Genomic DNA, 13,973 nt, shown 5'->3' on the forward strand with positions numbered 1-13,973 from the left:
CTGTTCCGGCGGGCAAAGGACTCGCCCGCAGAGACCGGGGACGGACGGGCGCCCGGAGCCCGTCCGCCCCCGTCGTGCCCCGTGCCTCGTCCCCCATGCCTCTACAAGATGTACTGGCTGAGGTCGCGGTTCTTCACCACGCCCGCCAGCTTGTCCTCGACGTCGGCCGCCGTGATCTCGATGACGTCGCCGTGCGGGCCGTCGGGCACCTCGAACAGGAGGTCTTCGAGGAGCGTCGTCAGGATCGTGTGCAAGCGGCGGGCGCCGATGTTCTCGACCTCCTCGTTGACCTGGGCCGCCGTCTGGGCAATCGCGCGGACGGCGTCGTCCGTGAACGTCAACGTGACGCCCTCCGACCCGAACAGCGCCCCGTACTGCTTGAGGAGCGCGTTCTCGGGCGCCGTCAGGATCTGGACGAAGTCGGCCTCGCTCAGCGACTGGAGCTCGACGCGGATCGGGAAGCGGCCCTGGAGCTCGGGGATGAGGTCCGACGGCTTCGAGACGTGGAACGCGCCCGACGCGATGAACAGGATGTGGTCGGTCTTGACCGACCCGTGCTTGGTCATCACCGTCGAGCCCTCGACGATGGGCAACAGGTCGCGCTGGACGCCCTCCCGAGACACGTCCGGGCCGGACCCGCCGCCGGCCTGCTGGCGCCCGGCCACCTTGTCGATCTCGTCGACGAACACGATGCCGGCCTGCTCGACGCGCAGCAGCGCCTCGGCCTTGGCCGCCTCGCCGTCGATGAGCTTCTGGGCCTCCTCCTGGGCCAGCAGCTCGAGGGCCTCGGGGACCTTGACGCGCCGCTTCTGGCGCTTCTTGCCCATCCCGCCCAGCATCTCCTGCAAGTTGATCCCCATCTCTTCCAACCCCATCGGGCCGAACATCTGGAGGTTCGTGGTCCGGTCGAGCGACACGTCGATCTCGACCTCGCGGTCGTCGAGCGAGCCGGCGCGCAAGCGGTCGCGGAACTTCTCGCGCGTCCGCTGGCGCAAGTCGTCCTCCTCGGTCGGGGCCTCGGGCTCGGGCGCCGTCGTGCTCATGGGGAAGCCCAGGCCGGCCGGGACGCGGGGCTTCGACGGCGGCAAGAGCAGGTCGAGCAGGCGCTCCTCGGCCTGGGCCTTGGCCGGCTCCTGGACGCGCTCGACCTGGGCGTCGCGGGCCTGGGCCACGGCCAGATCGACCAAGTCGCGGATCATCGACTCGACGTCGCGGCCGACGTAGCCGACCTCGGTGAACTTGGTGGCCTCGACCTTGACGAACGGGGCCCCGGTCAGCTTGGCCAGCCGCCGCGCGATCTCGGTCTTGCCGACGCCGGTCGGCCCGATCAGGATGATGTTGGCCGGCGTGATCTCGTCGCGGAGCGCGGGGTCGGCGTGGAGCCGGCGCCAGCGGTTCCGGAGCGCGATGGCGACGGACCGCTTGGCGTCGTCCTGGCCGACGATGTACTTGTCGAGCTCGGCGACGATCTGGTGGGGCGTGAGCCCGGCGAGGTCGTCAACGTCGGCGGTGGCGGCAGGGGGGAGGGTCTGGGGGGCGTCCATGGGAAGAGCTCTGGCGGTCGGAGTCGCCGGCTACGCCCGACGCCCGGCGGGGATGCGGGGACGAGGGGCGTCGGGCGCGGTGCGGGGGCGTCTTCCCACGAACTGCGTCCCACGGGCCCGCGCCTAGATCTCCGCGTCGTCCTCGAACGGGAGCCCGTCGTCGGTCGCCTGGACGGCGGCCCCGTGGATCTCCTCGCGGACCTCGACGACGGCCGGGTGCTCGCCGTTGACGAGGAGCACGGTGTAGTCGTACGGCATCCCCTTGCGGCGTTCGAGCCGGACGGCCCCGCACTCTTCGAGGTCGGCCACCAAGGACTTCGGGTCGTGGCCCTCGACCTCGCCGATCTCGTCGGACAGCCGGCGCAGGAGCGGGGTGAGGTAGATCTCCTCGTACTGGCCGAAAAACTTCTCGACCACCTCGAGCGCGTCGTAGTTGATCTCGTAGGCCGGGTCCTGGACCTCGGCGAACTCGGTCGTCTGGATGGCCGTGCCGACCTCGACCTCGGGCGCTAGGGCGTCGGCCGGGAGCAGGTCGTTGGCGTCGACGAACTCGCCGGCGTCGGTGTGCTCCAGGAGGTACGGCGACAGGTGCTCCTTGAACCCGACGACCAACACGCGGCGGCCGTGCGCCAGCAGCGCCGTCACGACGGGCGCGTAGTCGCGGTCGCCGGCGAGGAGCACGAACGTCGTGATCTCGGGGTGCCGGTCCCGCATCTCGACCGCGTCGACGGCGAGCTGGAGGTCGGTCGTGTTCCGGTGCATCGTGGCCGGGACGTAGACCGGCTCGATGGCGTGGAGGTACAGGCTCCGCTGGACGTGGCGCGTGTGGTCGTCGAGCCCGCCGAAGTCGGCGTAGGCCCGGCCCCGGACGAGTCGCGTGTCGTCGGCCGCGAGCCGGTCGCGGAGGGCCTTGAACAGGGCGCCGGCGAGGTCGGCCGACGAACCGTCGCGGCCCATCCGGCCCTTGAGGTAGTGGTGGAGGTTCTGGTAGTCGACGAGGACGGCGGCCTGGCGGGCGCCGGCCGGCTCGTCTGCGGCGGCGTCGGGTGTGATCTCAGACATGGGGTCGAAGGCTGGGGAACGGTGGCGCCGGAAGAGTGACGCACCGCCGAAGCTACGGAGACCGCCGGACCAGGCGCCCGCCGGGACCGAAAGCTGGGCCACGGCAACGTCCCGGTTCCCACGCGCTCGACCCCCATCCCGTCATCCTGAGTGGAGCGAAGGATCTGCTAGACGTCGCTGTCGGGTCACACCAACTCCAGCTGAACAGTTCCACGACGAGTCATCCCCGCGAAGGCGGGGACCCATGCGGCCTGACCTACAGCGTATGGGTCCCCGCCTTCGCGGGGATGACTCAAACGAGGAGGTGTCAGACGGAAACAGATCAGACGGACGTGTTCCTGCGCACGTCCACGCGGCGCCTCCGCCGACGGCTCTACTCCGCCTCCAACTCCAGGACCGTCGTGTTCAGGTTCGTGTAGATGCAGATCTCGCCCGCGATGCGGAGCCCTTCCTCGACGATCTCGCGCGCCGACAAGTCCGGCGCGTGCTTCATCATGGCCCGGCCGGCGGCGAGCGCGTAGCTCCCGCCCGAGCCGATGGCCAGGATCGGGTCGTCCGGCTCGATGACGTCGCCCGTCCCCGAGACCAACAGCAGCCGGTCCGGGGCGGCGACAGCCAACAGCGCTTCCAAGCGGCGGAGGTAGCGGTCGGTCCGCCAGTCCTTGGCCAGCTCGACGGCCGCCCTCACCGTGTTGCCGCCGTACTGCTCGAGCTTGGCCTCGAACCGCTCGAACAAGGTGAAGGCGTCGGCCGTGGACCCGGCGAAGCCGGCGAGCAGCTTGCCGTTGTAGAGCGGGCGCACCTTCTGCGCCTTGTGCTTCATCACGGTGTCGCCCATCGTCGCCTGCCCGTCGGAGCCGAGGGCGACGCGGCCGTTGTGGAGGACGCCGAGGACGGTCGTGGCGTGGATCTGCATGAGCGAGGAACGAGGAAGGCGGAACGGAGAAGGGGTACGAGCCGATGGCACGCCAGGATCAGGCGGCCTTCCTCGTTCCGCCTTCCTCATTCATCATTCTCCTTCGTAGTCCGCCAGCAGCTCGACGATCTGGTCCTGGGCCTGGTTTACGCGGCTCGTCGAGACCGTGTAGTTGTTGCACAGCAGCGAGAACGCGATGAGGTCGCCGCGGTCGCTCGTGACGTAGCCCGAGAGCGTCCGCGCGCCCGAGATGTAGCCGGTCTTGGCGCGGACGTTGCCGCGGGCGTCGCCGCCGCGGTACCGGTTCCGCAGCGTGCCGGTGTAGCCGCCGAGCGGGAGCGACTGCTCGAACGCCTCGCGCGTGGCCCGGTCCGGGTGCTGGTGCATCCCCCGCAGGATGCCGACGATGCCGACCGGCGTCAGCCGGTTGAGCGCCGACAAGCCGGAGCCGTCGGCCACGCGGAAGCTCTCGGGGTCGACCCCGATCCGCGTGAGGAACGGCTTGGTGGCCTCGAAGCCGGCGAACGCCGAGCCGGTCGGGAGGTCGCTCCCCTGGTAGACGTAGGCGCCGAGCGTGCGCAGCAAGTGCTCGGCGTACAGGTTGTTCGACGACGTGTTGGTCTCCTCGACGATGTCGCGGAGCGGCGGCGACGTGTGCGTGGCCACGCGCGTCAGCGTCTCGTAGTGCGGGCGCCGGCCCCACTCGTCGACGTCGACGGCGTCGCCGACGATGTCGATCCCCCGGTCGCGGAGCACGCCGACGAGCGTCGAGACGAAGTAGTCGGTCGGGTTGACGACGGAGAGGTCCTCGGTCTCGGTCCGCCCGGCGGGGACGCTGGCGGTCACCGTGAACAGGTTGTCGGAGAGCGCCCGGTCGTAGCCCTCGCGGATGCCGCCGCCGGCCGTCGTCGTGGACCGGTTGACGAACCGGACGTAGCCGTAGTCGGGCGAGACGTCGATCCGGGCCGGCTGGCCCGGCGTCGTCCCGTGGACCTCGACGTGGACCGTCCCCTCGTTGAACTGGAGCCCGGCGATCTCGGCGCCGTAGTACCACTTCAGGTCGTCCCACTGCCAGCCCTGTCCCAGGTGGACGTCGTCGAACACGTCGTCGTCGCCGACGACGGGGCCCTGGACGCGGCGGATGCCAAGCGCGCGCAGGCTGTCGGCCCACTCGCGGAAGGTGGCGAGGGCGTCGCCGTTGCGGAACCGGCCGCCGAACGACGGGTCGCCCGAGCCCTGGACGACGAGCGCGCCCAGCAGCGTCCCGTTCTGGACCGGCCCGTCGGCGTAGAGCCGGGTCCGGTAGCGGAAGCCCGGCCCGAGCTGGTCGAGCGCGGCGGCCGTCGCCAGCAGCTTCATGTTGCTGGCCGGAATAAAGCGCCGCTGGGCGTTCCGGTCGTAGAGCTCCTCGCCCGTGTCGAGGTTGACCACGTAGACGCCCCAGTAGGCGTCGTCGAACGCGCTCGCGTCGAGGACCCCGTCGATCAGCTCGGCCAGGCCGGCGCGCGACGACGTGGGCTGGGCGCTGGCGCCGACGGTGAGCAGGGCGACGAGGACGACCGCCCAGCGGGCGGAGAAGCGAATGCGCATGGCGTGAGCGACCGGAGAGGCGTCGGAACGGAAGGGGAAGGGCGCATCGTGCCGCCCGAACGCACCCGGCGGCACAAAAAGCGGGCCGGCGCCGGCGCTACTCGTCGTCGGCCGGCGTCGTCGCCTGGAGGCGAGCTTCGAGCTCGGCCTGCTGGCGCTCGATCCCGAGCGAGTCGCGGGCGGCGGCCTCCAGGATGGCCTGCTCGGGGTCGGGCCGCGTCAGCAGCACGTAGACGTAGCCGACCTCCGAGATGGGCGCGGCCGGCTCCAGGTGGATCACGTAGTCGTTCCGGCCGGCCGCCGCGTACGCCGTGTCGACGCGGCCGACGGGGATGCCGGCGGGGAACACGCCCGAGAACGGGCTCGTGACGACCAGCATCCCGGGCTCGACCGGCTCCGTCTTGACCACGTACTCCATCGTCAGCCGGTCGAACGAGGCCCCGTCCCACCGGACGACGCCCTCGCGGCCCAGCGCCTCGATCGACGCGGGGACCCGGAACTGGGTGTTCTGGTGCGGCATCACGACCGCGTACCGGTCGCTCGTCAGCACGACGCGCCCGACGATCCCCCGCTCGTTGATCACCGGCATCCCGACCTCGACCGAGTCGCGCGACCCGACATCGATCGTCATCAGGTTCGTCTGCTCCGTGATGTCCTTCGCCACGACGCGCCCGACGACGCGGCGGACGTTCGTGGTGTCCTCGAACTGCAAGAGCGCCCGGAGTTGGGCGTTCTCGGCCGACGCCTCGCGCAGCCGGGCCACGTCGGCGGCCAGGTCGGCGGTCTCGGCGCGGAGCTGCTCGTTCTCGGCCAGCGACTGGCGGAACCGGTCGGCCCGGGCGAACACGCTCTCGACGGGCGCGGTGATCGCCAGGCTCGCCGCCCGGGCGGCCCGGAGCGCCGGCCCGTTCCGGCTCACGAAGATCACGACTCCGATCAGCAGGAGCGCCCCGAACACGACGTAGTCGCGCGAGCGCTCCCAGACCTGCTGGGCGAGGGCCATCCGGCGGAAGGGAGAGGGTGGGGGGCGTGCCTACTCGCGACGGCGACGGGGGTTCGGAGCGCGAGCGGTGAGGCGTGAGCGGCGAGCCTTGAGCGGTGAGGCGTACAGGTTCTCCCCGTGACGGAGCCTCTTTAGAAATCCAATCAGCATCCGGCGGACCTCCTCCGCCTGTGAGGACAGAGCCTGATACCGCTCGGGACTCAGGTAGCCCAGGTCCCTCGCGAGCAGCAGCTGGTAGTCCATCTCCGTCGCCGAGCCGACCGCGATTTGGACGAACCGAGCCTGATCGGCGTCCGAGTGCCGGCCACAACCCTCGGCGATGTTCGACGGAACCGAGACGGCCGACCGCCGAAGCTGGTCCGTCAGGTTAAAGCGCTCGGAGGAGGGGAAGTCCCGTGTGGCGTCGTAGACGGCCAACGTGCAGGCGTGGGCCTTCTGCCAGACTTGGAGCGTTCGAAAATCGCGCATGTCGAGGAAAGGTCGCAGGGCACAATAGACCCGGGAGCGCCCTCGGTCTACCTCGCTCACCGCTCACCGCTCACGCCTCACCGCTCACGCCTCACGCGCTCAGCACCGGCATGTAGCTGTCGATGTCCTCCAGGACCGAGCCCGTGCCGCGGACCACGGCCGTCAGCGGGTCGTCGGCGCTGAAGACGGGGAGCTCGGTCCGCTCGCGGAGGTACTCGTCGAGGCCCTTGAGAAGTGCGCCGCCGCCGGTCAGCATGATGCCGCGCTCGAGCACGTCGCCGCCGAGCTCCGGCGGCGTCCGCTCGAGGGCGCGGACGACGGCCGCGGCGATCTGGTTGACCGACGGGCGGAGCGCCTCGCGGACGTCCTCCGACGACACGACGCGCGTCTTGGGCACGCCGGTGACGAGGTCCCGACCCTTGACCGAGAGCTCGAGCTCGGGGTCGAGCTTCTGGGCGCTCCCGATCTCGCACTTGATTCGCTCGGCCGTCCGGCTCCCGATAAGGAGGTTGTGGTGCTTCTTGAAGTACTGCATCACGGCCTCGTCGAGCTCGTTGCCGCCGACGCGGATCGACTCGTCGACGACGATCCCGTTGAGCGCGATGACCGCGATCTCGGTCGTCCCGCCCCCGATGTCGACGATCATGTTGCCGACGGGCTCCTGGACGTTCAGCCCGATCCCGATGGCCGCCGCCATCGGCTCGTCGATCAGCATGACCTGGCGGGCGCCGGCGTTCTGGGCCGCGTCCTTGACGGCCCGGCGCTCGACCTCGGTGATGCCGCTCGGCACGCAGATCACCATCCGCCCGATCGACGTCATCCAGCCCGGCTTGATCCGGCGGATGAACCCGCGGATGAGCGCGTCGGCGACCGAGAAGTCGGCGATGACGCCGTCGTTGAGCGGCCGGATCGTCTCGATGTCCTTGTGCGTCCGCTCGTGCATCATCAGCGCCTCCTGCCCGATGGCGACCGGCTTGCCCGACCGCCGGTCGATGGCGACGATGGACGGCTCGTTGAGCACGATCCCCTTGTCGCGGACGTGGATGAGCGTGTTGGCGGTGCCGAGGTCGATGGCGACGTCGACCGAGAACGGGTTGAGCACAGGTCGGGTGGGATCGGGGAGGGCGCGCGGACGCCCGTCGGAGGCAGAGGGAGCGCGTGGAGGGCCCCGACCTCCCGCCGTCCAGGAAGCCCGACGGGTGCGTCACACGCGGGACGCCAAGCTAACCCGGCCCCCCGGCCGGTCCCGGCGGCGGCGGCTTGATTTTTCCGGGAGGAACCGGCCCCTGGGGCGCCGCAGTCGGGGGTTAGTGGGCTGAGGAATCAGGGGATGGGAATCAGGAATCAGGTACGGCAAGGCATAGGAAACCCGAGTTGCGCCTGAACTGGAAGAGGCTGGAGGACCGGAGACGGAGGACCGGGGACCGGCTTCCCTGACGAGTCTCAGGCGGTCTTCCGTCCCCGGCCCTCGGTCCTGATGGACCCGAAGACCAGAGGCGCAGCGTGGGTTAGGAACGACATCCGACCCCTGATTCCTCATGCCTGACTCCTCGCTAGTGCCGGAAGTGGCGGCGGCCCGTGAACGCCATGGCCACGCCCCGGGCGTCGGCCGCCGCGATCACCTCGTCGTCGCGGACCGACCCGCCGGGCTGGACGGCGGCCGTCGCGCCGGCCTCGGCCGCGGCCTCCAGGCCGTCGGCGAACGGGAAGAAGGCGTCCGAGGCGACGACGCAGCCGTCGAAGTCCAAGCCCGACTTGGCCCCCTTCGCGACGGCGATCTCGCTCGCGTCGATCCGGCTCATCTGCCCGGCCCCGATCCCGAGCGTCGCCCCGTCCCGGGCGTAGACGATGGCGTTCGACTTGACGTGCTTGCAGACGCGCCACGCGAAGTCGAGGTCGGCCCACTCGCGCTCGGTCGGCCGGCGCTCGGTCGGGACCGTCCACTGCTCGCCCACGTCGGCGGCGAGCGGCGCGTCGGGGTCCTGGACGAGGAGCCCGCCGGCCGTGCTGCGGACGTTCCACTGGGTCCGGGCCGGCGCGAGGTCGGCGCGGACCAAGCGGCGGTTCGCCTTCTGCTGCAAAAAGTCGAGCACGCCGTCCTCGAAGGCCGGCGCGATGATGATCTCCGTAAACACCGCGTCGATGGCTTGGGCCGTCGCCCGGTCGAGCGGCCGGTTCACGACGACGATCCCCCCGAACGGCGACTGGCGGTCGGTCGCGAACGCCTTGTGGTAGGCCGCCTCCAGACTCTTCGCCTGACCGACGCCGCACGGGTTCGTGTGCTTCAGGATGGCGACCGTCGGTGGCCCGCCGCCGAACTCGGCGACCAGGTCGAGCGCGGCCGTCAGGTCGATGAGGTTGTTGAACGACAACGCTTTGCCCCACAGCACCTCGTAGCGATCCGAGGCGTCCCCATAGAGCGCGGCCCGCTGGTGCGGGTTCTCTCCGTAGCGGAGGTCGTCGGCCTTGGGGAGGTCGACGGTGAAGGTGGCCGGCATCGCGTCGGCCTCGGTGTCGCCTCCTTCCTGGCGGCCCTCCGCACTCGGTAGGGGCGACGCGGCGGGGTGCCCGTCCTCCCCGTCGCCCGCGAAGAACGCGGCGATGGCCGTGTCGTAGTCGGCCGTGTGGGCGAAGGCCGTCGCCGCCAACCGGCGGCGCGTCGCCATCGAGAGCGTGCCGTCGTGGGCGTCGAGCTCGTCGGCGACGGCGCCGTAGTCGGCCGGGTCGACGACGGCGGCGACGAAGGCGAAGTTCTTGGCCGCCGCCCGGAGCATCCCCGGCCCGCCGATGTCGACGTTCTCGGCCGCGACCGCGTCGGTCGCCCCGCCGGCCGTGGCCTGGCGGAACGGGTACAGGTTGACGGCGACCAGGTCGATGGTCCCGATCCCGTGCTCCCGGAGCTGGTTCAGGTCGTCCGGGTCGGTCCGCCGCGCCAGGATGCCGCCGTGGATGGCCGGGTGCAGGCTCTTGACACGTCCGTCCAAGATCTCCGGGAAGCCGGTCACGGCGGCCACGTCGGTCACGGGCACGCCGGCCTCGCGGAGGGCCCGCGCCGTCCCGCCGGTCGAGAGCAGCTCGACGCCGAGCGCGTCCAGGCGGCGGCCAAAGTCGGCCAGGCCGGCCTTGTCGCTCACGGAGAGCAGGGCGCGGCGGACGGGATAGCGGTCGTCGGGGGCGGGCAGGTCCTTGGCAGAGATCACGGGAGCGGGGCGTGGGGAGCGGGGGAGGGGATGGCGGGGTTCGGACGGTCGGCGCCGACGACGGAAACGCGGCGGCCGTCGACGCGCAAGCGGCCGTCGGCCAGGAGCGCGAGGGCGTGGGGGAAGATCCGGTGCTCGACGGCCAGCACGCGCGCCGCCAGCGTCTCGGCCGTGTCGTCGGGCGCCACGCGGACGGCCTCCTGCCACACGATGGGCCCGGTGTCGAACTCGTCGTCGACCAGGTGGACCGTCGCGCCGGACACCTGGCAGCCGGCGTCGAGCACGCCCTGGTGGACGCGCCGGCCGTACCACCCGGCCCCGCCGAACGCCGGCAGCAGCGACGGGTGAACGTTCACGATCCGGTGGCGGAACGCCCAGACGACGGGCGCGGGGATCTTGCGGAGGTAGCCCGCGAGCGCGACCGCGTCGGCCTCCTGGCGGGCGAGCGCGTCGAGCAGGGCCTGGGCAAAGCGCCCGTCGTCGCCGAGCGGAGCGATCACCTCGGTCGGGATCTCGCGCGCCTCGGCACGGGCGAGGGCTCCGACGCCGGGCCGGTCGCTGACGAGCAGCACGGGCTCGGCCCGGAGCGTCCCCGCGTCGACGGCGTCGAGGATCGCGCCGACGTTCGAGCCGCCGCCGGAGGCGAAGAGGGCGAGACGCATCGGGGAGAGGGTGAAGGGCGGAGGGGAGAGGGTGGAGAATGGAAAGTGGACATCGGCGCGGGGATCGGCAGCCGCTCTCCATCCTCTACCCTCCACCCTCCCGTCTGCGGTAGCGGACGATGTGGACCAGGATGGACGCGACGAGCACCAGCGTGACCACGTTCGCCACGATGATCGGGACGTCCGAGAGGAGGATGCCGTACGCGAGCCACAGCACGATCCCGACCGTGAACAGGCCGTACATCCCGAGTGAGAGGTCGGCCGACGAGCCCGAGCGCCACGCCTTGACCACCTGGGGCACGAACGAGGCCGTCGTGCACGCGGCGGCGGCGAGCCCCAAGAGCGTCGTTCCGGTCATGCCGCCACCGGGTCGAGCACGTGGAGCCGCGCCTCCGCCCCGCACGTCAGCCGGGCGCGGACGCCGACAGGCAGCGTGCTCTTGCGCGGGACGTGGCCGTAGACGAGCCCGGACGCGACGGGGCCGCCGACGGACGGCGCGTAGTGCGCCAGCACCTCGTCGACCGAGAACGTCGGCCGGCCGGGGGCGACGTCGGCGCCGGTGAACATCCCGAACACGAGTCCGCCCAGCCGCCCGAGCACGCCGGCCAGCCGGAGCCGCGCCAGCATCCCGTCGATCCGGTACGGCGCCTCGCCGACGTCCTCCACGAACAGGATCGCGCCGGTCAGGTCGGGCAGGAAGGGCGTGCCGAGGAGCGCCGTAACCAGCGCCAAGTTGCCGCCGAGCAGGACGCCCTCGGCCTCGCCTGGGGCCAGCGGCGTCAGCGCCTCGCCGCCGGGCCCGCGCACGTCGTAGCCCGCGTCGCCGCCGACGACGCGCCAGAAGTCGGCCTCGGTCTCGGCGTCGAGGCCGACGCCCCAGTCGGAGGCGACCATCGGGCCGGAGACGCCGGGCAGGCCGGCCTCCTTCCACAGCGCGAGGTGGAGCGCCGTCACGTCGGAATAACCGACGACCAGCTTGGGGTGGGCGCGTGCCGCCGCGTAGTCGACGCGGTCCAAGATGCGGAGCACGCCGTAGCCGCCGCGGACGCACACGAGCGCGTCGAGGTCGTCCCGGGCCAGGGCCGCGTTGAGGGCCGCCACGCGGGCGTCGTCGGTCCCGGCGAGGTAGGCCGCAGGGCCGCCAGCCGGGTCGGCGGTCTCGACCCGCAGGCCACGCTCGCGGAGCACCGACAGCCCCGCGTGGGCGTCGGCCGGGTCGAGCGGGGCCGACGCCGGGGCGACCACGGCGACGCGGCCGGTCGGGGCGAGGGGGCGGGGGAGAGGCACGGCGACCGGAGGGGGCGCCGCAAGCTACCGGCGGACCGCGGCCCGGCGCGCGACCTTCCGGGAGGGCGGCCAGGGCGACGGCACGCTACGGATCTCCGGCCCGAACCCCCCGTCCGCCCGCCCATCGCTCCGCTCAACGGACGGACGTCCCCCTTGAAGGGCAGGGCTGTTAAGTTCTTTTTCGACCACTCAAACAACACGAGTCATTCCCGCGCACGCGGGAATCCATGCGGCGCTCCGCCCACGAGCAGGACCGTATGGGTCCCCGCCTGCGCGGGGATGACTATTGGTTTTACGGAGTCGATTGCGAGAGGCGAGCAGAACTTAACGACCCTGCCCTTGAAGGGGGACAACGTTCCGAGCCTGGGAGCGCAGCGACCGGCCGGAGAGCGGGGGGTCTGGCTAGCATGGGTCGCCCCTAGCATGGCTCACCCCAGGCGCCCGGCACGGCTTCCGCGTGTAGGCCGTTGTCGCCTGGCGCCGGCGCGCTCCTGCCTTGAACCGGCCCCGAGCCCCCGCGTTCGACCCTCCCCCGACGACTCCCCCATGTCCCGCCTGCTCCCCGCCCTCCTCGTCCTCGCGCTCGCTGGGTGCGACACGGCGAGCAACGCCATCGACCCGCGCGACGGGTTCGACCCCTCGACCGTCGACTACGACGCCGTCGCGTCGCTCGACTACGACGAGTACGTCCGCCCGCTCCTCGCCGCCCGCCACGTGCTCGCGCCGACGGCCGGCGGCACCGGCGATCCGGCCGACTACGAGCTGATGGACGTCGTGATGGCCGGCCCGAGCGGGTTCGTCGTCCCGTTCGACGCCGAGGGGAGCCTGATGCTCCGGTTCGTCCGCGACCTGCCAGCGACGGCCGAGATTCCGTTCCCGAACCTGCGAAACCTGGAGCCCGACGAGGTCCGCTACCTCGACCGCTGGATCGAAACCGGCGCTCGGGACGGCGACACGGTCCCGTTCGCCGACGCCCACCACGTGATGCTGGCCGGCGTCCAGGGCGAGAACCACGTGGCGATCGTCGACGCCGAGACGCTGCGGCTCATCCGGCGGATCGACTTCGACGAGCTCGGCATCCCGAGCGCGCCCTACGGCCCGCACCACTTCGCCTTCGAGGCCGACGGGAGCGTGGCCTACGTCTCGCTCGTCTCGGCCGGCGTCGTCGCCAAGGTCAGCCTGGACCTGTCGCTCGACCCGAGCGAGGTGCTGCTCGCGCGGACCGAGCCGGGTGTGTTCGCGACGCCCGGGATGATGTCGCTCGACCCGTCGTCGGACCGGCTGTTCGTCGGCCGGTCGACGCTGTCGGACCCGCTGGCGAACGGGTTCGGCATCCTGGACCGCGAGACGATGGAGATCGAGACCATCGACACGCCGTTCAACGTGCCGCACGCGATGGCGGCGACGCCCGACGGCCGCTACGCCATCACGGCCGAGCTGACGGGGACGCAGTCCGCCAGCCGCGCGCTCGTCTACGACGCCGAGACCGGCGACGTCTCGCTCCTGTCGATCCCGGCCGACGGGGCGCCGCGCGAGTTTATCCACTTCAGCATCCTGGGCGCCCACCACGCCGGGATGGACATGGGCGACATGCCGATGACCGGCTACCCGTACACGGTCACGTTGACGTCGCGCTCGACCGACGAGGTCCTGTTCCTGACGCTCGCCGAGGACGGCACGCTCACGTTCGACGGCGCGGCGCCGGCCGGCAACGGTCCGTACCACGCCCACGCCAACCACGACGGCTCGGCGCTCCTGATCCCGGACCAGCGCGGCGACGCGGTCACCATTTTGGACGCGGCCACCCGCGACCTCGTCCGGACGGTCGAGGCGAGCGCTCCGAGCGGCCCGCTGAGCCAGCCCCACAGCCCGGCGCCGGCGCATGACGGCTCGCGCTTTTTCGTCACCTCGTCCAACCTCGACGGCGCTTGGACGCCGCCGTTCCTGTTCATGCCGCCGGGCGACGGGGACCGCGAGCCGCTCGGGCCGGAGGCGTTCGGCAACGTCGCCGCGTTCTCGCCGACCGGCGAGGTGCTGGGCGTGATCCAGCTCGGGGCGTACCCGTCGGGGCTCGAGCCGGTGATGCTCCACGGCGGCAGGGGCCACGAGATGGACCACGGCCGGATGGATCACGGGGGCATGGACCACGGCGACATGTAGCTCGATCCGGACCCCCCGTCCGCCCGCCCCACGCTCCGGTCAACGGGCGCCCGGACGGTCCCCCTTCAAGGGGGACACCGC

At 71.6% G+C, this 13,973-nt stretch carries 12 protein-coding genes; 1 reads left to right on the forward strand and 11 read right to left on the reverse strand.

Annotated elements, in window-relative coordinates:
- Window positions 1-101: 101 nt before the first annotated feature.
- The 11 genes from hslU to ACOOHE_RS07525 form a co-directional block, all read right to left on the reverse strand.
- On the reverse strand, window positions 102-1,544 hold the full coding sequence (hslU, locus tag ACOOHE_RS07475) for an ATP-dependent protease ATPase subunit HslU (RefSeq protein ID WP_420457181.1): 1,443 nt from the start codon (window positions 1,542-1,544) through the stop codon (window positions 102-104).
- A gap of 123 nt (window positions 1,545-1,667) precedes the next feature.
- Window positions 1,668-2,606 (reverse strand): NYN domain-containing protein, encoded by a 939-nt coding sequence (locus ACOOHE_RS07480; protein ID WP_420457182.1) that lies wholly within the window; start codon window positions 2,604-2,606, stop codon window positions 1,668-1,670.
- 373 nt (window positions 2,607-2,979) lie between these two features.
- Window positions 2,980-3,522, reverse strand: a complete 543-nt coding sequence (gene hslV, locus ACOOHE_RS07485; protein ID WP_420457183.1) for an ATP-dependent protease subunit HslV — start codon at window positions 3,520-3,522, stop codon at window positions 2,980-2,982.
- Window positions 3,523-3,615: 93 nt separating this feature from the next.
- Window positions 3,616-5,112 (reverse strand): D-alanyl-D-alanine carboxypeptidase/D-alanyl-D-alanine endopeptidase, encoded by a 1,497-nt coding sequence (gene dacB / locus ACOOHE_RS07490; RefSeq protein WP_420457184.1) that lies wholly within the window; start codon window positions 5,110-5,112, stop codon window positions 3,616-3,618.
- Window positions 5,113-5,209: 97 nt separating this feature from the next.
- Window positions 5,210-6,115: a rod shape-determining protein MreC gene (gene mreC, locus ACOOHE_RS07495; protein WP_420457185.1), complete on the reverse strand. Its 906-nt coding sequence runs from the start codon at window positions 6,113-6,115 to the stop codon at window positions 5,210-5,212.
- Window positions 6,116-6,145: 30 nt separating this feature from the next.
- Window positions 6,146-6,583, reverse strand: a complete 438-nt coding sequence (locus ACOOHE_RS07500) for a four helix bundle protein (RefSeq protein WP_420457186.1) — start codon at window positions 6,581-6,583, stop codon at window positions 6,146-6,148.
- A 91-nt stretch (window positions 6,584-6,674) separates the two neighbouring features.
- The gene (locus ACOOHE_RS07505; protein WP_420457187.1) at window positions 6,675-7,685 is read right to left on the reverse strand and encodes a rod shape-determining protein; all 1,011 of its coding nucleotides are present in this window, start codon (window positions 7,683-7,685) and stop codon (window positions 6,675-6,677) included.
- 451 nt (window positions 7,686-8,136) lie between these two features.
- Window positions 8,137-9,780, reverse strand: a complete 1,644-nt coding sequence (purH, locus tag ACOOHE_RS07510; protein ID WP_420457607.1) for a bifunctional phosphoribosylaminoimidazolecarboxamide formyltransferase/IMP cyclohydrolase — start codon at window positions 9,778-9,780, stop codon at window positions 8,137-8,139.
- The gene (gene purN / locus ACOOHE_RS07515) at window positions 9,780-10,445 is read right to left on the reverse strand and encodes a phosphoribosylglycinamide formyltransferase (RefSeq protein WP_420457188.1); all 666 of its coding nucleotides are present in this window, start codon (window positions 10,443-10,445) and stop codon (window positions 9,780-9,782) included. Before purN ends, purH begins: the two co-directional genes overlap by 1 nt.
- A gap of 85 nt (window positions 10,446-10,530) precedes the next feature.
- On the reverse strand, window positions 10,531-10,803 hold the full coding sequence (locus ACOOHE_RS07520) for a SemiSWEET family sugar transporter (protein WP_420457189.1): 273 nt from the start codon (window positions 10,801-10,803) through the stop codon (window positions 10,531-10,533).
- Window positions 10,800-11,732, reverse strand: coding sequence for a S66 peptidase family protein (locus ACOOHE_RS07525; protein ID WP_420457190.1), 933 nt, complete (start codon window positions 11,730-11,732; stop codon window positions 10,800-10,802). Before ACOOHE_RS07525 ends, ACOOHE_RS07520 begins: the two co-directional genes overlap by 4 nt.
- A gap of 546 nt (window positions 11,733-12,278) precedes the next feature.
- On the opposite strand from ACOOHE_RS07525, the gene ACOOHE_RS07530 reads away from it, so the two are divergent.
- Window positions 12,279-13,892 (forward strand): YncE family protein, encoded by a 1,614-nt coding sequence (locus tag ACOOHE_RS07530; RefSeq protein ID WP_420457191.1) that lies wholly within the window; start codon window positions 12,279-12,281, stop codon window positions 13,890-13,892.
- The last annotated feature ends 81 nt before the right edge of the window (window positions 13,893-13,973 follow it).

This window comes from Rubrivirga sp. (assembly GCF_965213695.1).
Taxonomy (GTDB): domain Bacteria; phylum Bacteroidota; class Rhodothermia; order Rhodothermales; family Rubricoccaceae; genus Rubrivirga.